At 33.5% G+C, this 19,436-nt stretch carries 20 protein-coding genes; 14 read left to right on the top strand and 6 right to left on the bottom strand.

The window, feature by feature from the left end; translation table 11 throughout:
- Nucleotides 1-3: 3 nt before the first annotated feature.
- Complete coding sequence (locus tag ACUN26_RS14125; RefSeq protein ID WP_000966319.1) at nt 4-561, bottom strand: CatB-related O-acetyltransferase; 558 nt, start codon at nt 559-561, stop codon at nt 4-6.
- 139 nt (nt 562-700) lie between these two features.
- Between ACUN26_RS14125 and ACUN26_RS14120 the strand changes: the two genes are divergently transcribed.
- From ACUN26_RS14120 to ACUN26_RS14085, 8 genes are all read left to right on the top strand, one after another.
- Entirely contained in the window at nt 701-1,042 is a 342-nt protein-coding gene (locus tag ACUN26_RS14120; RefSeq protein WP_001268354.1) for an ASCH domain-containing protein, read from the top strand.
- Nucleotides 1,039-1,434 carry an NUDIX hydrolase gene (locus ACUN26_RS14115; RefSeq protein WP_000986157.1) on the top strand — a complete coding sequence of 132 codons (396 nt, stop codon included), beginning with the start codon at nt 1,039-1,041 and terminating at the stop codon, nt 1,432-1,434. The genes ACUN26_RS14120 and ACUN26_RS14115 overlap by 4 nt, the downstream gene beginning before the upstream one ends.
- A gap of 86 nt (nt 1,435-1,520) precedes the next feature.
- On the top strand, nt 1,521-2,141 hold the full coding sequence (locus ACUN26_RS14110; RefSeq protein ID WP_000070943.1) for an acetate uptake transporter: 621 nt from the start codon (nt 1,521-1,523) through the stop codon (nt 2,139-2,141).
- Between the two features lie 139 nt (nt 2,142-2,280).
- Nucleotides 2,281-2,724 carry a flavodoxin gene (locus ACUN26_RS14105; RefSeq protein ID WP_001062761.1) on the top strand — a complete coding sequence of 148 codons (444 nt, stop codon included), beginning with the start codon at nt 2,281-2,283 and terminating at the stop codon, nt 2,722-2,724.
- 16 nt (nt 2,725-2,740) lie between these two features.
- Nucleotides 2,741-3,640 carry a WD40/YVTN/BNR-like repeat-containing protein gene (locus ACUN26_RS14100; RefSeq protein ID WP_000449503.1) on the top strand — a complete coding sequence of 300 codons (900 nt, stop codon included), beginning with the start codon at nt 2,741-2,743 and terminating at the stop codon, nt 3,638-3,640.
- 216 nt (nt 3,641-3,856) lie between these two features.
- Nucleotides 3,857-4,057, top strand: coding sequence for a cold shock-like protein CspB (gene cspB / locus ACUN26_RS14095; protein WP_001179148.1), 201 nt, complete (start codon nt 3,857-3,859; stop codon nt 4,055-4,057).
- A gap of 189 nt (nt 4,058-4,246) precedes the next feature.
- Nucleotides 4,247-5,092, top strand: a complete 846-nt coding sequence (locus ACUN26_RS14090; RefSeq protein ID WP_000786409.1) for an exonuclease — start codon at nt 4,247-4,249, stop codon at nt 5,090-5,092.
- A 385-nt stretch (nt 5,093-5,477) separates the two neighbouring features.
- Nucleotides 5,478-5,825, top strand: a complete 348-nt coding sequence (locus ACUN26_RS14085) for a hypothetical protein (protein ID WP_000609017.1) — start codon at nt 5,478-5,480, stop codon at nt 5,823-5,825.
- A gap of 451 nt (nt 5,826-6,276) precedes the next feature.
- Here the strand turns inward: ACUN26_RS14085 and ACUN26_RS14080 are convergent, their stop codons facing one another.
- On the bottom strand, nt 6,277-7,368 hold the full coding sequence (locus tag ACUN26_RS14080) for a DUF3900 domain-containing protein (protein WP_000345051.1): 1,092 nt from the start codon (nt 7,366-7,368) through the stop codon (nt 6,277-6,279).
- 114 nt (nt 7,369-7,482) lie between these two features.
- Nucleotides 7,483-7,809 carry a hypothetical protein gene (locus ACUN26_RS14075; RefSeq protein ID WP_000283716.1) on the bottom strand — a complete coding sequence of 109 codons (327 nt, stop codon included), beginning with the start codon at nt 7,807-7,809 and terminating at the stop codon, nt 7,483-7,485.
- Nucleotides 7,810-8,190: 381 nt separating this feature from the next.
- On the opposite strand from ACUN26_RS14075, the gene ACUN26_RS14070 reads away from it, so the two are divergent.
- Nucleotides 8,191-9,102: a VanW family protein gene (locus ACUN26_RS14070; protein WP_000488649.1), complete on the top strand. Its 912-nt coding sequence runs from the start codon at nt 8,191-8,193 to the stop codon at nt 9,100-9,102.
- A 174-nt stretch (nt 9,103-9,276) separates the two neighbouring features.
- The gene (locus tag ACUN26_RS14065; RefSeq protein ID WP_000249862.1) at nt 9,277-10,185 is read left to right on the top strand and encodes a VOC family protein; all 909 of its coding nucleotides are present in this window, start codon (nt 9,277-9,279) and stop codon (nt 10,183-10,185) included.
- A gap of 47 nt (nt 10,186-10,232) precedes the next feature.
- Here ACUN26_RS14065 and ACUN26_RS14060 read toward each other — a convergent pair whose 3' ends face one another.
- Nucleotides 10,233-10,751 carry a GNAT family N-acetyltransferase gene (locus ACUN26_RS14060; protein WP_001100446.1) on the bottom strand — a complete coding sequence of 173 codons (519 nt, stop codon included), beginning with the start codon at nt 10,749-10,751 and terminating at the stop codon, nt 10,233-10,235.
- Between the two features lie 313 nt (nt 10,752-11,064).
- Between ACUN26_RS14060 and ACUN26_RS14055 the strand changes: the two genes are divergently transcribed.
- The gene (locus ACUN26_RS14055) at nt 11,065-11,742 is read left to right on the top strand and encodes an MgtC/SapB family protein (RefSeq protein WP_000052098.1); all 678 of its coding nucleotides are present in this window, start codon (nt 11,065-11,067) and stop codon (nt 11,740-11,742) included.
- Nucleotides 11,743-11,945: 203 nt separating this feature from the next.
- The gene (gene colA / locus ACUN26_RS14050; protein WP_000679544.1) at nt 11,946-14,861 is read left to right on the top strand and encodes a collagenase ColA; all 2,916 of its coding nucleotides are present in this window, start codon (nt 11,946-11,948) and stop codon (nt 14,859-14,861) included.
- Nucleotides 14,862-15,229: 368 nt separating this feature from the next.
- Here colA and ACUN26_RS14045 read toward each other — a convergent pair whose 3' ends face one another.
- Nucleotides 15,230-16,483 (bottom strand): ATP-binding protein, encoded by a 1,254-nt coding sequence (locus tag ACUN26_RS14045; RefSeq protein ID WP_000513030.1) that lies wholly within the window; start codon nt 16,481-16,483, stop codon nt 15,230-15,232.
- A 636-nt stretch (nt 16,484-17,119) separates the two neighbouring features.
- On the opposite strand from ACUN26_RS14045, the gene ACUN26_RS14040 reads away from it, so the two are divergent.
- Complete coding sequence (locus tag ACUN26_RS14040) at nt 17,120-17,560, top strand: hypothetical protein (RefSeq protein ID WP_000773514.1); 441 nt, start codon at nt 17,120-17,122, stop codon at nt 17,558-17,560.
- Between the two features lie 387 nt (nt 17,561-17,947).
- Here ACUN26_RS14040 and ACUN26_RS14035 read toward each other — a convergent pair whose 3' ends face one another.
- Entirely contained in the window at nt 17,948-18,301 is a 354-nt protein-coding gene (locus ACUN26_RS14035) for a hypothetical protein (protein ID WP_000473492.1), read from the bottom strand.
- Between the two features lie 646 nt (nt 18,302-18,947).
- Here ACUN26_RS14035 and ACUN26_RS14030 point away from each other — a divergent pair.
- Nucleotides 18,948-19,241 carry an ArsR/SmtB family transcription factor gene (locus tag ACUN26_RS14030; protein WP_000209596.1) on the top strand — a complete coding sequence of 98 codons (294 nt, stop codon included), beginning with the start codon at nt 18,948-18,950 and terminating at the stop codon, nt 19,239-19,241.
- Nucleotides 19,242-19,436 lie beyond the last annotated feature (195 nt).

Raw genomic sequence — 19,436 nt, 5'->3', positions numbered from 1 at the left:
CAATCATGTAGATTCTTTTTCGGGTGAGGTGAAAAATTCATTGGTTTTGTTGGAGAGTAGAAATGGAATAGCTCCTTTTATGACAGAAATATCCCAGTCCCACCATGCAAGTTTTTCTAGTTTTTCAATGGTTTCTTGTGAAAAACGATAGCGAACTAGTTTGGCAGGGTTCCCAGCTACAATTGCATATGGAGGTACGTCTTTTGTAACTACACTCTTTGCGCCGATAATGGCCCCGTTACCAATTGTAACACCAGATAAAACGCAGGATTGATAACCAATCCATACATCATTGCCGACTACGATATCACCTTTTGATGAAGGATGACCAGTAATATGTGCTCCTTCATCGAAGAGAGCATTAAATGGGTAAGTCGTTATCCAATCAGCACGATGCTCGCCGCCAAGTATGAAAACGACTTCTTCTCCTAATGAACAAAACTTACCTATTTTCAATTTCGTTTCATCATTCCAAGAAAAAATAGTTGGACCTACTTTACTATAAGTATAATCACCAATATCATATTTACTATATTCAGGTTTTTGATTTAAATATAACATAACAAATTTAGCATCCTTTCTAAAGCAAGTAATGGATATGGAACATTATATGCAAGGTGGAGTAAGGCGAACTGTGTTGTATGAATTAGTAAGATGTAAGTATGTTAGTAGAGAAAATGAATAACGGGGAGTGGAGTGGATGAGATACGAAATGGGGTTATATAATAAACCTTTTCAGTCAATTCAATCAGGAAAAAAGGTATATGAAGTACGCTTATACGATAAAAAACGTCAACTTATAAAACAAGGCGATGAAATTGTATTTACGAACCTTACGACAGCAGAAACGATGGTTGTAAAAGTAACGGAAGTAAAGCGATACGAAAGCTTTAAAGAAATGTACGAGCAAATTGATAAAAAGTTATTGGATTGTGAAAATGATAGTTTAGAGGAAATGTTAGAAAGTACATACAAAATATATACGAAAGAACAAGAAGAAAAGTGGGGAACAGTTGCGGTTCGTATTGAGGTAATAAAATGATGAGAAATCGCGGCGTGGCTATTATTGTACAGGATGGAAAAATTGCTCTAATAAAACGTGTTCGAGACGATGAAGTATATTACGTTTTTCCAGGCGGTGGAATAGAAGAAGGAGAAACATCGGAAGAGGCAACGAAGCGAGAGATATACGAAGAATTAGGGTTACATATAGAAGTAAAGCACCTTATTACAAAGATAAAGTATAAAGGTACCGAATATTATTATGAAGCCTATATTACGGACGGAGTATTCGGAAGCGGAAAAGGTGAGGAGTTTAAGCAGAAAGATAGAGGTTGTTATATTCCGTTATGGATACCGATAAATGAGTTGAAAAATGTGAATATAAAACCTTACGAAGTGGTCGAAAGTATATTCGATTATTATAAGATGTAAGGTCTGACAACATACAAAAAAAACCATTGACATAGCCTGCTGATTTAAGTATTGTATTCGAGTATGTTTATAATCAGGAGGTTTATATGAGCAATCAAACTACTACACATCATGTGAAAATGACAACAGCAGATCCATCTGGAATCGGTCTATTTGGATTAGCAATGGTAACACTTGTAGCATCATCTCAAAAGTTAGGTTTAACAGATGGCGTTTCACTTGTATTACCATGGGCAATCTTTTTAGGGGGATTTGCACAAATCTTTGCATGCATTCACGATGCAAAGCATAACAACACGTTCGGTACGACAGCATTTGGTGCGTACGGCCTGTTTTGGTTAGGTGTTGGAATGACTTGGTTAATTCAACTTGGAGTATTCGGCGAAAAATTAGCCCAAACTGCAGATTCAAAACAGCTTGGTGTAGCCTTTATCGGATATTTAATTTTCACAATCTTTATGACGATTGGTGCAATGGAAACACATAAAGTATTATTTATGATTTTCGTACTTATTGATTTCTTATTTATTGGTCTTTCATTAAGTACTTTAGGTGTTATGCCGCACGCAATGCATAATTTAGCAGCATATTCTGAACTATGTATTTCATTATTATCTTTCTATGGTTCAGCCGCAGCAGTGTTAAATACACACTTCGGAAAAGTTGTTTTACCAGTTGGAAAGCCATTTGGTATTTTTAAAAAGTAATAAAAAAGCACAGGTGATTGTATAGTCATCTGTGCTTTTTTGTATGGAATAAATAAAAATGAAAAATATAATTGAAATTCATTCTCATTATTAATATAATGAGAATGAGAATCATTCATTGCAAGAGGGGGATGCCAAAGTGGCGAAAATTTTAATTGCGTATGCGAGTATGTCAGGAAATACAGAGAGTATTGCTGATTTAATAAAAGTAAGTTTGGATGCTTTTGATCATGAAGTAGTATTGCAAGAGATGGAAGGCATGGATGCTGAAGAATTGCTAGCTTATGATGGAATTATTTTAGGATCTTATACGTGGGGCGATGGTGAATTGCCGTTTGAGGCAGAAGATTTCCACGAGGATTTAGAAAATATAGATTTGTCAGGAAAAAAAGCAGCTGTATTTGGATCAGGTGATACGGCATATGAACTGTTTTGTGAAGCGGTGACGATATTTGAAGAACGTCTTGTAGAACGCGGTGCAGAACTTGTACAAGAAGGATTGAAAATTGAATTATCTCCAGAAGATGAAGAGGATATTGAAAAATGCAGTAATTTTGCAATTGCATTTGCTGAGAAGTTCTAAGAATGGGAGTGTCAACGTGGAGACAATGTTAAGTGCAACTGCTATTACAAAATTAAGAGATGGAAAACTTATGTTAGCTACTACATATGATGGCTTATTTATTGAACAAGACGGAGAATGGAAACAGATTTTAAATGGCTTTCAAAAACGAATTCGGGATTTACATAGCGTAGATAATATAGTTTATGGTGTAGGCGACGAAGGGACTTTTATTCGTAGCATGAATGGTGGAGAGAACTGGACAATTCAGCGTTTTCCAACAAAAGCAACGAGTTGGAATGTGTGTAGTAATGTACAAGGAACTGTCATTGCTCATGGAGATAAAACATTGTATCTTTCTAATAATTTCGGTTCTACATGGGAGACCATTCATCCATTTCTTGATTATGGCAGTGATGCACCGTCTATTCGTTCGTTATTCTTATATAAACATTACTTATTTATTGGTACGAAAATACATGCGAAATATGGTGGTGTTTGGCTTTTTGATTTAGAGAAACGTAAATTAAAAAGAATTAAAATAGCGATGAATCAAATGATTTCTGCGTTGACTCTACATAATTCTTATCTAGTAGCAGCAAGTGGATCGTGTAAAGGAATTGGTGGTAATATTTCTTTTTGTAAAATAGATGAAAGTATTGAGAATGAAAAACTATATTGGCATACATGTCAAAGTGAGCAGAAAGCTAGTAGCTATTTAGACTTAAGTGTAGATCAACATGTGCTATATACGACTTCAACGCAAAATAAGGCGGGCGTTAGCACGGTTTGCCGTGTGCATCTTAATGAAGGGATTGTTACAGTATGTGACTCGGTTAAAGGGCATGGTTGGCGCATTGTTAATCAAAAAGAAGGCTATGTTGTAGCTGGATCAGGTGAATCAAAAGCGATGCAGTGGAAGAAAAAAGTTGTTTAGCAAAAAAAACTTTGCTTTTATTATATTGATATGATATAGTATGTTTAAACCATTTTACTTTTAATAATATAGAGATTTAAATGAGCTGTAACTTCCGAGGAGGATAGCAATGTTAAATCTCCTCAGGGGTTGCAGTTTTTTAATGTCTGGTTTATTATTGTAAGGTGGTTGAAAATGAATATGTACATATAGGTACATTGTAGGAGGATTTTTTTCATGCAAAACGGTAAAGTAAAATGGTTTAACTCAGAAAAAGGTTTCGGTTTCATCGAAGTTGAAGGCGGAGAAGACGTATTCGTTCATTTCTCAGCTATCCAAGGCGACGGCTTCAAAACTTTAGAAGAAGGTCAAGAAGTTACTTTCGAAGTAGAACAAGGTAACCGTGGACCACAAGCTACTAACGTTAACAAGAAGTAATTTTTGAAAAAAAGAAGGGCTCGCCCTTCTTTTTTTTGCGTTCTTATTGAATATCCTCCAATGTACATATGATAATAAGACTGAATTTTTGTTTTTTATACGAGGTATTTCATGCATAAAGTGTATGAATAAATAGATACTGAAAATAAAGTATGTGTGTGAAAAGGATTTTAGAAAGAGGTAAATAAATTGAAAAACGCTACACATTTTATTGTGTTTGATATAGAGAGAAATTTTAGGCCGTATAAATCAGAAGATCCGTCAGAGATAGTTGATATCGGAGCTGTAAAAATAGAAGCAAGTACAATGAAGGTAATTGGAGAATTTTCGGAGTTAGTAAAACCGGGTGCACGACTTACTCGTCATACGACAAAATTAACGGGAATTACAAAAAAAGATTTAATTGGTGTAGAGAAATTCCCTCAAATTATAGAGAAATTTATTCAGTTCATTGGAGAAGATTCTGTATTTATTTCATGGGGAAAAGAAGATTATCATTTTCTATCTCATGATTGTACATTACATGGCCTAGAATGCCCGTGTATGGAAAAAGACAGTAGATTTGATTTGCAAAAATTTGTTTTCCAAGCGTATGAAGAATTATTTGAGCATACACCAAGTTTACAATCTGCAGTAGAACAACTCGGTTTAACGTGGGAAGGAAAGCAGCACCGCGCTTTAGCAGATGCTGAGAATACAGCAAATATACTTCTTAAAATATATAGCGAGAGAGATATTAATAAGCGATACAAGAGACATGGTGAGCTTGAACTTGTAAAGAACGGAAAACTAACAGAAAAAGCGAAAAAAAAGATGCGAAAATGGGTGTTTAAAGAACTGAAGAAACATGCAGAACGACCATTTGTGTGGAGTACATTTGAAAGTAGTGAAACGTGGGAAGGTATAACGGAAAGGTATTATATAAGTGAAAATACAGTAGAACTTCTGAAAAAACATTTCCCTACAGCGGTGAGAAAAGCGGAGCGGCAGCTTAAATATTTGGCTGAGATGGAGGAGAATGCACAGTCTAGGTGACATTCTCCTCCATTTCTAGCTATATAAATTTAAAGTCATCGTATTGACGGATGAGTAAAGTATTCAAATTTAATTAGGAATCAATTTGTTGTTGTAATTTGGCTATTATAATTGCTTTGAAAATTAAGGCGTCGTAAGAATTTTAAAATATATTAATAAAATAAGAGCTCATAAAAATGAAAGAGGGTACAGTTAAATGGAAGCAATCTTTAACATTTTAACTGTTTTATTTTTTATATTATATTCACATCACTTTTTATTTTTATTACACTTCCTCTTATAGTAAAAAGGAGTTAGAAAAAGCTTAATATATCTTTAAACCGCGGTGGATTAAAGATTAAAATTGAAGAGTAAGATAAGCGTTATATATATGGGAGATGCGATGATGATAAATTTGGATATCAAAGATATTAACGTAAAGATGGAATTAAACGGTGTCTTTTGGAATGAGGATAGGATTGCTGAAATGATGGTGACTACAACAGCAGAACATTCTCTTATTCTTCATATATTAGTTGACTTAGAAAATAAAACTATTTGTGCGATGAGTGCCACGATAGTGAATGGGTTCTGCCCTCTGTGCAAACAGAGAAGGGACGAATGCAGTGAACTTAATGACCTACAAAATAAAATGGATATTTTAGAAGAAGCCTACGATTGGGTGAGAGAGCATCCAGAATATCGTTTTCAATTATCTTTTTACGAGTACAATAAATTTGAGGTAGTAAAGTGAAATTTTTATTTTAATAACATACATAGTGACTATAAGGAAAAACATCAAAAACTTATAGAAGGACTGGGTCTATTAGTAAAAAGTGAAAAAATTGTAGTACGTTGTATACAAGAACATATTGAAAAGGATATTTCAACTGGAAATATGTTTGTACAACAAGGAACGAATTTATTTAGATACTGCAACAAATTTTATCTTAAATCAAAAAAATTTAATAAATAAGCACATCTTGTTATAAAGCAGAGAAACCGATTCTTAGTAGAATCGGTTTTTAAAGTAAACGTCAAGTAAGTCCAAAATAAAAGAGCGCTTTGTTAATAGCGCTCAGTAAAAAAATAGTTATAGGGAAGCATTTATTCAATGTTAGAATCGAAATTTTTAGTATTGTGTGGTCTCATTTGTAGACACATAGTTGTTATTTAAAACATGTTTATTGGTTACTTGATTTTCTTTATTCAACCCCGTTCGGATCATATGAAAACTGTTGCTTATTCTCAATCCGCTCAATCACATCTTGCAACTCATCTGGCTTCAGAAACTCAATAGGAGAGAAGCCTTTTTCAAACGTAAGTGTATCAGCCTCAATCATTAATACGTATCGGTCATTTACCTTCGCGATATGTATTTGATCTCCGAAATCAGCAAGCAGGGCCTTCACAGAGATATGATCTGCTTTTAGCTTTAATTCCACTTCTGGGGCGTGCTCGACGATTTGAGCGGTAGCTTCCATTACTTCTTCGGTTGAAAATTGTTCCATAATCTCCCGCTTCGGACTGGTAGCCCATACTTCCATTGCTTGGTCGAATTGTTCGCGTTCTTCAGTACCTTCTTCAAATACATCTTCAATTTGGTCGTATACCATGTCCATTACTTGTGTTTTCATAATTTCAGGCATAGAGCGTTCGTATTCGACGAATTTTAAGAAGTCCTCGAAGTAGCGGGCATGTGATGCTTGGTGTATTTTTAGTTCGCCTACTTCAACCATACCTTCTTCAGGCATGTACGGATATTGGATAGATTTCATATTCTTCGTTGTGATGGCCATTTCAACGTTACGAATAAGCGTTGATTCATCTGAAATAGAGGCAACTTTCGGTTCAAAGTCACATTTCATAACGAATACGAACGGGTCATCAAAGTATTTACGTAGTTTTGCTTGAGCAATTAAAAATACACCACCACGAACAGCGCTTGTGTCAAGATATGTATAAACGAGAGGCTCGCTCATATCTTTGAAGTTTTCTTTTGTTTCTGCAAAACGAATACGATTAAATAGGTTGTAATGAGGGTTTGAATCGAGTTCGTGCCCTTCTTCTACAATAAAGCGCCCAATCTTTGTTGGGGCTTGTTCCGTTTTGGCATGACGTTCTACTTTTCGCTTTGAAATTTTTAATAATTCACCATTCAAAAATTCTTTTAAAGAGCTATCTTCATATTCTTCAGCGTCTAATGTTTGAAAATGTTTATAGCGTTTATCAACTGCTTCACCTTTTCCTTCTACTTGTACAACATAAAAAGAAAGATAATTTATTTCAAAATCCATATTTATCACCTTGTTTCATTTCATTAACTCTTATCAGTATAGAGATGGAGAAAACTTTCGTCAATTTATATAAGGAAGGGAAGACCCTTCCTTATATATTTTTTATTTTCAAAATTAAAATCCGTCTTCTAGCGCTGCAAATGGAATGTTAAGTCTGTTTTCTACTGTACGTAAACGTTGGTTTAAGCGATTTAGTCTACGTGTATGGCGCTCAACAGTATTTTCTAATTGACGTACTCTTTGCTCAAGCTCATTTACTCGTCGTTCTAGTTGACGGTTTCCAGTACCAGGGAAAGAGATTGGAAGTTGAAATTGTCTATTTTGGTCATATGGATTAACTTGTTCTGTTTGATCTATATATTGTTGGTATTGTGCTTGTAAATCATATTGAGGCTGATAACCGTATTGGTTATATGGATCATATGGATTGTAGGGATACATAAAAACGTCCTCCATTTCTTTAAAATAGGTTAAATACACGATACTGTATGTGTAAAAGCGGAGCAGTGGCACGGCAAATACCTAAATATATTTACGTGATTTACTTTTATAAATAAGAACAGGGAGTTGTTACATTTGTTTTTCGTTTATTTAATGGTATATAATGGATAGAAGGGGAGAGGTTACATAAAGGTTACAAATTTGCTAAACTTACATTTTCATAAAAATATGTATAGACATTTACAAAAGAAAAGAGTAATTTAAATAGAGTAAAAAATAACTTGTAACATTTTATAAACATATTGTAAAATGATTGTAACAAAACATACATAAAAATGAAATAATACATAAAAGCAGTGTTGGGGAAAAGGAGAGAGTATATTGTTCCGTAAAATAAAGGGTATTTTAGTTGGGGTGCTATGCGTAGCTGTAGTGAGTGGTTGTGGTACAAAAGTAAGTGATGTTGCATTAGTAAGTGATATTGGTGGACACACTGTCGCGGCTAAAGCAGAAGTGCAGGATTCTATTAGTTTAGTTGATAGTCGAACAGGTACTGAAGTGAAAAAAATAGATTTGTCTAGTTTAGGCTATTTTGAAGACGAAGCAAAATTTAAAAAATCGGTAACGAAGGTTGCTAGTGAGGTTGGGAAAACCGTTGATAAAAAGATGGTTCCATCACGTATAGCACCTGATGGAAGTTGGCAAGAAGGAAAACCTTCTTATGAATTAATGGAAAAAGAATTAGTAGATAAATTGTTAAATGTTGGTATGTGGGATTCTTCATATCAGTTACCAATCACAGAGAAAAAGCCTACGGCAACATTAAGTGATGCGCAAGGAAGTGGTACGGTAATTGGTAGATATGAAACGAATTTAGGTGGATCAACAGGTGGCCGTATTGAGAATATTCGTTTGTCAGCGGCGAGCATAGATGGAGTTGTATTAGCAAAAGGAGACCGCTTCTCTTTTAATGCATTAATCGGTGATACAACGCCAGATAAAGGATATCAATTAGGAAAAGAAATTGTAGATGGTAAATTAGTAGATGGATATGGTGGAGGTGTTTGTCAAACATCTTCGACTTTATACAATGCAGCAGATCAAGCTGGTTTGAAAATGGTAGAGAGAACGACGCATTCTAAAACAGTTGGTTATGTGCCACAAGGAAGAGATGCTACAATTGCATATCCATACTTAGACTTAGTATTTGAAAATACGAACGACGCACCTGTGAAGCTTTATATGGGCATTCAGGGCGGAAAGTTAGTTGCTGAAGTACATAAAATGAGATAAGAGTTATAAAGTCACTTTTTCTGAAAGTTAGAAGAGGTGGCTTTTTTATTAAGAAAATAAAAATATGCATAAATTCTGACTTTTCTTATTTACATAGGGTGATTTTGGTTGTATTCTTCATAGTAACGGTTATATGTAATGGAAAAATATTGGGATAAGGAGATGGAGTTATCCATGGTACAAATTCATCCGAAAACACGTATTGGTCATGTTGCATTTAAAGTGAAAGATTTAGAACGTCAAATTGCTTTTTATGAGAATGTAGTAGGCTTAGAAGTAATTAAACAAGAGGGGAATAAAGCGTATTTATCTGGAAAGGGTGGTAAGAATACGCTGCTTGTTCTTGAAAAGTTGGAGGATGGGGCACTACAAGAACCACGTACGACTGGTATATATCATGTTGCTTTTTTAGTTCCGACTCGTGAAGCTTTTGCTTCGGCACTATTTGGGGTTCTTCGTAATAAGAATGTAATTGATAGCCCGGCTGAACAAGAAGGGCGTTATACATATTCAAATGAAATTTTACCAATTTCAAGGTTTAATAGTGCAAGTGATCATACGTATAGCGAAGCGTTTTATTTACAAGACTTAGAGGGTAATGGAATTGAAATATATGCAGACCGCCCGCGCGATCAATGGGGAGAAGGACCAGGAGGAAGTACGCCGCTTGATTTAAAAGCATTGGCAACGCTCGTTGATTATGAGTTTGCTGGTTTACCTGCTGATACTGTCGTTGGACACGTACATTTACGAATAGCTGATGTAGAAAAGTCACATGAGTTTTATGTAAAGACGGTAGGCTTTGAGGTACAGCAGCGTGAAGAGGATTGCTTATTTATTTCGGCAGGAGGCTATCATCACCATATCGGTGCAAATACGTGGAACGGAGTAAATAATCCGCACCCACCAACACATGCAACTGGACTAAAGGTATATACGATTGTACTACCGCATAAAGAAGCGTTAGATGAAGTGAAAGAAAGATTAATAGAAAAACAACATGAAATAAATGAAACTACAAATGGATTTACAGTAGTAGATCCAAGTGGTATTACAGTACAGTTTGAAATAGAAGTAGCATAAAACAAGCCAGAAAGTGTGTAATCACTTTCTGGCTTGTTTTTAATTATTCATAGTTCAATCCAATACCTTCTTACAATATTTCCATCTTCCTCAATGAAATCATCATCACGAAGCCCGCCGTTATGTAAGATTGTTTTTTCTGATCCTGTATTCACTTCGTCACAAACGACAAGTACTTTCTCGATGTTTAATTCCTTCGTTTTTTCTAGCGATAACTCTAATAACTTCGTAGCATAACCTTTTCTTCTTTCAGAAGGGCGAATGCCATAACCGATATGACCTCCAGCGTTAAATAAATGTTCGTTTAAACTATGACGTATATTAACAACTCCTACAATTTTATTTTCATCTGTAACGAGCCAATACGTAGAGTCTGGTACCCAAGATTCAGGAAGGTTTACTCCGTTATGTGCATCGAGTAATTCTTGAATCATAGCCGGAAAGTTAGAAGGGGCCTTTGAAATAACCCACGGAATCATCGTTTCACCGCTATCTTTCCATTCGTTATAAAAATCTAAGTATTCTTCTTGTAAATCAGTAGTAGGTGTAATCAAAAAGACATTCATTGCTAGTAAGCTCCTTTTATTTATGTTTTATTTCACAAAAATCAAGGTAGAAAATGAAAGCGTTTTCCGACTTTCTCAACCTCATTTCTTGCACTTCATATGCAATTTTTAACTGAAGATAAGTAAGGTGTTGAACTTAAAGGTTTTTTTTTATGAGAAATAGGTTATCTTGTTTATGCTAATATTTAAAATATTAGCATAAAAGAGTTGGAATAGTAAGTGAATTTTGATGGAATGTTTTTATATCGATAAATGGATGTGTGTGATAATTTTTGTTTTATCCATCTATAATGAATGAAAGGGGGAAGTGTTCGTGAGCTTACATATTGATTTTATTTTACGAATTGGTATTGCTGGTTTATTAGGAGCAATGATTGGTATTGAAAGGGAAATTCGATCAAAAGAAGCTGGATTAAAGACTCATTTCCTCGTAGCGGTAGGGAGCGCTTTACTAATGGTTGTTTCGAAATATGCCTTTTCAGATATTATGTTTGAAAATCATATGTCCCTTGATCCAAGTCGTATTGCAGCGCAAGTTGTTAGTGGAGTAGGTTTTTTAGGTGCAGGTACAATTATTATTCAAAAACAGGTAGTGAAAGGATTAACGACAGCGGCTGGTTTATGGGCTACAGCAGGAATTGGATTAGCAATTGGAGCGGGTATGTATGTAGTAGGGATTGGAGCTACGATTCTCGTTTTAATTGGGTTAGAGATTGTAAGTCGTATTTTTAAAGTGCGATTTTTATTTCCGCAAAATATAGCAGTGCAAATTTGTATGAATAAACATGAAACGATACAACAAATATTAGAGAAGCTTCATATGAAAGGTATTCCAATACTTTCATATGAAGTGGAATCTTTACAGCAAGATACAGGTGTAGTTTATAAGGTAGGAATGCAGCTGAAAAATATATCACCTGAAGAAAAGAATGCATTCATTCAATATATACAAACATTACCAGAAATAACATTTGTAAAGTTAAATTCATAGCGTTGAAAAAGAGGTTAGATGTAGCAGAAATTTCGCTATTATCTATCCTTTTTTGACACAAATCGCATGGAGAGTCAAGCGTTAATTTTACTATGAATGGATACATATGTGAACGTTACCTTATTTTTTCTCAATACAGAACAAAAAGTCAGAATAGTAAGATATTAGTGTAGGGAACTAAAAAATGTAAGGTAGGGGAGAGTATGAAAGGCTATTCAAAAAAAGTTTTAGTAGGGGTAAGTTTTGCTAGTTTACTGTTAGGGAGTTTTCAAGGGAGCATATCGGCGGAAAATACTAAGGAAGAGCAAGTTTCTTATCGAAATGTGCTCAAAATGGAGCCAGTTGGTGTACAATTGCCAGTGCAAGAATTAGCTCATTCATCAAAAGTGCTAGAAAATAAGTCTTTTGAAAAAAGGCTACAATTTGCTGATTTATCGCAAAGACCGCCAGAAGTCAAAAAAGAAAGTAAACAATTAGCTGTAGCGAAAACTTATACAATTGCTGAATTAAATCAATTAAGCAATCAGCAATTAGTAGATTTACTTGTAACAATCGACTGGGAGCAAATTACGGGGTTATTTCAGTTTAATAAAGACAGTCTAGCATTCTATCAAAATGATAGTAGGATGCAGGCGATTATTGATAAATTAAAGCAGCAAGGGCAAACTTATACGCAAGATGATTCAAAAGGGATTGAGACATTAGTAGAGGTATTGCGATCCGGGTTTTATTTAGGATTTTATAATACAGAATTAAGTAAACTGAATGAACGAAGCTATCATGATAAATGCTTACCTGCATTAAAAACGATTGCGAGCAACCCGAATTTTAAGCTCGGTACATTAGAACAAAATAGAGTTGTATCATCATACGGAAAATTAATAGGAAACGCTTCGAGTGATGTGGAAACGATAACATCGGCTGCGAAGATTTTTAAACAATATAATGATAGTTTTTCTACATTGGTAGATAATCTTTCAGCTGGAAATGCGATTTACGATATTATGCAAGGTGTGGATTACGATATTCAATCATATTTGTACGATACGAGAAAAGTACCGAAAGATACAGTATGGTATCAGAAAATAGATAGTTATATTAATGAGCTAAGTCGTTTTGCATTAATGGGAACGATTACAGCGAAAAACGGATGGCTTATTAACAATGGCATTTATTATACAGGTAGACTCGGTACGTTCCATAGTACAGGGACGAAAGGGTTACAAGTTGTAACAGATGCGATGAATATATACCCGTACTTAGGGGAGCAATATTTCGTAGCAGCTGAGCAAATCGCGACAAATTATGGCGGAAAAGATGCAAATGGAAATATGGTTAATTTAGATCAAATACGAGAAGATGGTAAGAAAAAATATTTACCGAAAACGTATACGTTTGATGATGGTGCAATTGTTTTAAAAGCTGGAGATAAAGTGACTGAGGAAAAAGTAAAACGTCTATATTGGGCAGCGAAAGAAGTGAAGGCACAATTCCATCGTACCGTTGAAAGTGACCAGCCATTAGAAAAAGGGAATCCAGATGATGTATTGACGATGGTTATTTATAATAGTCCAGCAGAATATCAATTTAATCGTCAATTGTACGGGTATGAAACGAATAATGGTGGTCTTTATATAGAAGGAACAGGTACATTCTTTACTTATGAACGTACACCACAAGAAAGTATTTATAGTTTAGAAGAGTTATTCCGACATGAGTTCACGCATTATTTACAAGGTAGATATGAAGTGCCAGGACTATGGGGACAAGGTAAGATGTATGAAAATGAAAGATTATCTTGGTTTGAAGAAGGAAATGCTGAATTTTTTGCAGGAGCAACGAGAACGGATAATGTTGTACCGAGAAAGAGCATTATAGGAGGATTATCTTCAAATCCAGCAGAGCGTTATACGGCCGAGCGAACGTTAAATGCAAAGTATGGAACGTGGGATTTCTATAATTATTCCTTCGCTTTACAATCGTACATGTACAATAAGAGGTATGATATGTTTGATAAAGTTCATGATCTTATTAGGAAAAATGATGTGACAGCATATGATGCATATCGCTCTGCGTTAAGTAAAGATACGAATTTAAATAAAGAGTATCAAGACTATATGCAAATGTTAGTTGATAATCGTGATAAATATAATGTTCCGTTAGTATCAGAGGATTATTTAGCAAGGCACGCATCGAAACCAGTTTCAGATATTGCAGCAGAAATTACGGCGGAAGCAAATGTAAAAAATGTATCTGTAAAGAAAAATAAATCACAGTTCTTTAATACATTTACACTACAAGGAACATATACAGGTACTGCTGCAAAAGGAGAATATGAAGACTGGAAAACAATTACACAAAAGGTGAATGATACGTTAAAACGTTTAAGTACAAAAGAATGGACAGGCTATAAAACAGTAACAGCTTATTTTGTGAATTATCGTGTGAATGCATCAGGACAATTTGAGTATGACGTTGTGTTCCATGGTATGAATACAGAAGAAGGAGCTGTGAATAAAGCGCCGGTCGCAGTTATAAATGGTCCGTATAGCGGAAATGTGAACGAAGCAATCTCTTTTAAAAGCGATGGTTCAAAAGATGAAGATGGAAAAATCGCTTCTTATAAATGGGAGTTTGGAGACGGTACTGTAAGTAATGAACAAAACTCAACGCACATTTATACAAAAGAAGGAACATATACAGCGAAATTAACAGTAACAGACGATAAGGGAGCAACTAATACTGCTACAACGAGTGTGACAGTTAAAAAGAAAGAAGATAACAGTGTAGAAAAAGAGCCAAACAATTCATTCCAAACCGCAAATAAACTGCAGTTGAATCAAATTTTACGTGCTAGTTTAGGAAATGGTGATACAAGTGATTTCTTTGAAATAAATGTAGAAACAGCTAAAAACCTTCAAATCAATGTAACGAAAGAAAATAATATTGGAGTAAACTGGGTTCTTTATTCAGAAGCAGATTTAAATAATTATGTTACGTATGCCCAGCAACAAGGAAATCAACTAGTAGGTAGCTACTATACGTATCCAGGGAAATATTATTTACATGTGTATCAGTATGGTGGGGGAACAGGGAATTATACGGTAGAAGTGAAGTAGTAAAAGGGAAATTGTTTTTTCGATGAATAGCAAAAAGATCTATGCTTTTAATGAAAAAACAACTGTAGACAATGACTCTAATGGCATTAACAGATTAAGTGTCGAGAGATCTTATATTTAAATTAAACAAATCTGAACAGTAAATGAGATGAAATCGATAAATTATTAGTTCATCAAAATGTAAGAAAAGTAGTGAATTTTAAGTACGTTTAATTAAAGGATCAGAGTTTATCTGTTTTTACAGATAAACTCTGATCCTTATTATTTGAAAGTAAGATAATTGATACGTAAGGTAGCGGGATTTTTAAAATTCATTTATTTAAAAAGTTAAGTAGAAAATTTTTATCATCTAAATAACTTTCATTACATTAGCAGGGGATACTAATAGAAAAGCGTGTCCCTTTACCTAATTCACTCTCTATCTCTATATCTCCGTTTAATTCTTTAATAATACTGTAAGCAATCATAGTACCAAGTCCAGTCCCTTTTTCTGTTGTTGAATAAAACGGCAAAGCAATTCGTTTTATTTGTTGAGATGACATTCCAACACCTGAATCAATAATATCAACTATAATATTACCTTTTATTTTTTGTATATTTATTTGTAATACTCCACCATTTTTCATAGCCTCAATTCCGTTTTGTATGATGTTGTTTAGACAGAGTCTGAATTTTTCGGGGTCCCCATTTATATAAAAGGAATCTGTACTATTTTGTTTTATGTCAACTTTGTATGATAGAGCGAGTGGTGAAATAGTTTCTTTCACCTGATTTAATATGTAATTAATATCTATTTTCTCTTTTAGGGTGTTCTTTGGTTTGGTTAAAGATAAATAGTTATTGATAGTAGATTGTATTTGCTGCATTTCAATTAACATGATTTCTAAGTACTGATCCTGAGATAGCTTAGAGGCATGTTTTTCATTTAATAATTGAGTGAATCCATGAACCGTGGTTAGTGGATTGTGGATTTCGTGTGCAATTGACGCCGCTAGTTCGCTAGCTATATAAAATTTTTCAGCCCGTTGCAGTTTTTCTTTCATTTTATATTTCTCAATCATTCCCTCTATTAAATAAACTGATAATAATAATGTGAAAATATTAATGATTATATAATTTAATAAAAATTCTATGAGAGTAGCGTCTATTTTACCTCCTGTATTTATTTGAGTTACAATACCGCAGATAGAAAGTGAAGCTGTACATACTAAAATAAGGAGTAAGCTTAATAATATCTTTTTTTCTTTAAAATGCATAGGTAATAAGTAACGGAAGAGCATTGTTATACCAGAAATAATTGTAAAGATAATAAATGATGGAAGAACGCCATTTCCACCTAAGTAAAAGCGATAAGAAAGATATAAAATTCCTATAAGAACAATGTTTTTTGTATTTCCATACAGAAAAACTAATATGATAGGAATAAAACGTAAATCATAAATAAAGCCAGCATGTAAATGAAAAGGAAAAGTCATACAAAAAATAATAGCAATAGAGGAGAGAGTAGAAATTAACATATTATTACATGTTATTTTTTCTCTAAATTCTAGCCAAAATACGTGATAGCTAAGGATACAAATTATTATAATAAAGGTATTTAATAAGAGAGTAGAAATTCCCATAGTTTTGCATCTCCGATAGTTTGTAAGTAGGATTATGTATAAGTTGGACCTAGATGTTTAGTATTAGTAGACTTTCTATCTAAAAAAGGAAGGGTACTTGAAAAAATGTTATTATATTACTCGTATTAGAATTGATGAGGAAGATAGAAAAAATAATAGATAAAAAATCTACTTGAATTTATGTACATATGAAATTAGAAAATAACTTTTGTATAGATAAAATTGGGATTGAATTACTGGTAAAATAATGGGTTTCTGAGTGTGAATATTCTGTGAAAACAATATATATGACGACCATTGTTTTGTAGCTTTCGTTATATTAACATGGAATTTACCGAATTACAAAGTGAAAATTTAAAATTTTTTTATTCATATAATTTATATGAAATGAAAACACTGTTCACTCGAGTATTGTGGTAATGAATCGTATACATTTTGTGTGAAAAAACCTTTGAAATTAACATGTTCTTTTTTATAAAACATAATACTGTAGCTTTATCTATGTGAGTTACTCAATAAATATTAATACGTAAAGTTATTATATGTATATTTAAGGATATGAATTATTACATAAAAACGCACTTAAAAAAGAATGTATGATGGTAATAGAATACAAACATCAAGGGGGAACTTAAAATGAAGTTAAATAAACTAGTGCTTAGTTGTGGAGTGATTTCGGCATTAACACTTGGTGTGTTAGGGAATAATACTTATGCTGAAGAAGTGCACAAAACGAATGATGCAATTAATATAGTTGAACACGTTCCTGCAGACATATTATTAACTCAAACAATGGATTATAGTGGAGAGGCTGTCACTTCTTTTGTATATAATGGGAGTACTGATTTAAGCTTCTTTATGAAAAATAATGGCCAAAATACAATGGGGTATAGTGTAAAAGGCCCAAATACGGAGTTAATTGTTGGTGGTTATATAAAACCTGGAGAACAACAAATTAATGTTACAAATGTACGGAATGCTTTATCTCCATTACCGATTGGAACATATAAAATTTACGTTTCAAATGATGATGGTTCTAAGGGACAATTCCAAGTTGCAGTAAGATCTATGAATTAAATTTAAAAAAACTTGTTTATGAGCTGATTTAATTTTTACCTTCTGGAAAGAGATGATATTGACCCGAGAGTCCCCCATAAAAGTAAAAACGAGCATCCTTATGTAATTGTGAGAGGGTGCTCGTTTTTTGTTATGAAACAGAAAAGAATTACTTCCAACCACTTATAAAGACATTTTGATATTTTCTTCGCTAATCTACTAGTTTGTGTAAACGAGAGAATATCCATTATGAAAGATTTCAAAATAAAGGTGACTTAACATGCAGCTAAATTATATTGGGAAATAGAAAAACCACTCTTATAGGAGTGGTTTCTAATCATTATTTTTAGGCTATACATTTAAAATTAGGCTAAGTTATAGAAATAATAAATATTTTATTCGTTGTTATTATTTTGGTTCTGGATAATGATTGTAGTATGAGATTCTAATAAATTCTTGGTAGACATTTGTTAATTTAGCATTTCTAAGAGCATCGTTGAATTTTTGCATACGTACACTACCTTGAGCGTAGCCCCCACCAGGAGTATAAGGATTTCTAGCTTCAAAGTCATCCATAAATACTTTTAATTTTTTATAGTCTTGAGATTGATAGAAAGCCGCGGCCTCTTCAGGAGTGACATCAAAGTAAGAGGATGATGTTGAGTTATAAGAAGCTGCTTGAGCAGTAGGTGCCTCTAGCATAGTTGTAGCTCCACCGAACATAGTAAGCGCCATAGAAGATACAATAATTTTTTTGAACATAATAAAACCTCCATGTAGAATATTTGGATTAATAGCAAACCTGTAATCATTATAGTTACAATGAAAATGGTTATCAAATGCAATGTTGCATAATTTATTCTTTGAATGAAAAGTTCCCCTTATATCTAAATGGAGGAGTGTAATAAGGAATTAATAGATTAAAAGAGGGGTACATATTATTCGAGGTAACAAGAAAATGAAATGAAAAGGCTATTTTTTAATTGGGGAAAGTTAAAAGTCCCTGTTATTAAAGAGAGGGACTTTCACAAAGGAATGAGAATTAACAGCTGAAGGTATCGTTATTGGGAATTTAATTTCGTTTATTTGTGTTGAGAAATAAATAGTATAAGTTGTATAAGGCGAAATGAAGGAAGATTTCTTATAGATTTTTCGCTTAACAAAGTATGTTAAACCTTGCTCAAAATCATGTAATAGACTATGAAATAATCTTTCTAAAATATAGTTTGGCTGAAAATTAGAGGACATTAATTCAATGAAGTAGTAATTACTGTTTTTCAGGATAGGGGTCTTTTTTTTATTTAATAAAGAGAATATATTTTCTCAACAGGACAAATGGTAATCATCTATAAGTACTACTTATAAGGATAATAGGAAAATAGAAATAAATAATAAAGGAGAATGTGAAATGACAACATTACTATCTAATAGAAATCGAGTTAAAATCAGTGAAGAAGATGTAGATGTATTAAAGGTAATGGCACATCCCGTTCGATTACAAATTGTAAATGAATTAATGCACCATAAAATGTGTAATGTTACACAGTTAACGAAAATATTAAAACTCCCGCAATCCACTGTTTCACAGCATCTATCAAAATTAAAGGGAACCGTACTCCGTGCAGAAAGACGAGGATTAGAGATGCATTATTATATTGATAATGCTAAGGCCCGCCAGATTATAGGGATTTTAGGTTTTTAGGTTCATACTACGTAAAAAGTTTCCTCATATAAAATAGGGAACTTTTTTTGTTGAACAAATTGTACATATTTATAAATAAAATGGAAAGAAGTAAACTAGTAATTTAAATAGTGGCCTCTTTTAAAGATAATTAAATATGCCAAAATATATGATTACAAAGCGAAACTTTTGATGCCTTTTTTTATTTATTAGGTA

The sequence above is a fragment of the Bacillus sp. WC2503 genome (assembly GCF_052682895.1).
The sequence above is the reverse complement of the archived record's forward strand: the minus strand, read 5'-3'. Positions and strand labels throughout refer to the sequence as shown.

Bases quoted from the DNA above. Each gene is read 5' to 3' on its own strand.
- ACUN26_RS14125 (WP_000966319.1), bottom strand. From the start codon at position 561: ATGTTATATTTAAATCAAAAACCTGAATATAGTAAATATGATATTGGT.
- ACUN26_RS14120 (WP_001268354.1), top strand. From the start codon at position 701: ATGAGATACGAAATGGGGTTATATAATAAACCTTTTCAGTCAATTCAA.
- ACUN26_RS14115 (WP_000986157.1), top strand. From the start codon at position 1,039: ATGATGAGAAATCGCGGCGTGGCTATTATTGTACAGGATGGAAAAATT.
- ACUN26_RS14110 (WP_000070943.1), top strand. From the start codon at position 1,521: ATGAGCAATCAAACTACTACACATCATGTGAAAATGACAACAGCAGAT.
- cspB (WP_001179148.1), top strand. From the start codon at position 3,857: ATGCAAAACGGTAAAGTAAAATGGTTTAACTCAGAAAAAGGTTTCGGT.
- ACUN26_RS14085 (WP_000609017.1), top strand. From the start codon at position 5,478: ATGATAAATTTGGATATCAAAGATATTAACGTAAAGATGGAATTAAAC.
- ACUN26_RS14080 (WP_000345051.1), bottom strand. From the start codon at position 7,368: ATGGATTTTGAAATAAATTATCTTTCTTTTTATGTTGTACAAGTAGAA.
- ACUN26_RS14075 (WP_000283716.1), bottom strand. From the start codon at position 7,809: ATGTATCCCTACAATCCATATGATCCATATAACCAATACGGTTATCAG.
- ACUN26_RS14065 (WP_000249862.1), top strand. From the start codon at position 9,277: ATGGTACAAATTCATCCGAAAACACGTATTGGTCATGTTGCATTTAAA.
- ACUN26_RS14060 (WP_001100446.1), bottom strand. From the start codon at position 10,751: ATGAATGTCTTTTTGATTACACCTACTACTGATTTACAAGAAGAATAC.
- colA (WP_000679544.1), top strand. From the start codon at position 11,946: ATGAAAGGCTATTCAAAAAAAGTTTTAGTAGGGGTAAGTTTTGCTAGT.
- ACUN26_RS14045 (WP_000513030.1), bottom strand. From the start codon at position 16,483: ATGGGAATTTCTACTCTCTTATTAAATACCTTTATTATAATAATTTGT.
- ACUN26_RS14040 (WP_000773514.1), top strand. From the start codon at position 17,120: ATGAAGTTAAATAAACTAGTGCTTAGTTGTGGAGTGATTTCGGCATTA.
- ACUN26_RS14035 (WP_000473492.1), bottom strand. From the start codon at position 18,301: ATGTTCAAAAAAATTATTGTATCTTCTATGGCGCTTACTATGTTCGGT.
- ACUN26_RS14030 (WP_000209596.1), top strand. From the start codon at position 18,948: ATGACAACATTACTATCTAATAGAAATCGAGTTAAAATCAGTGAAGAA.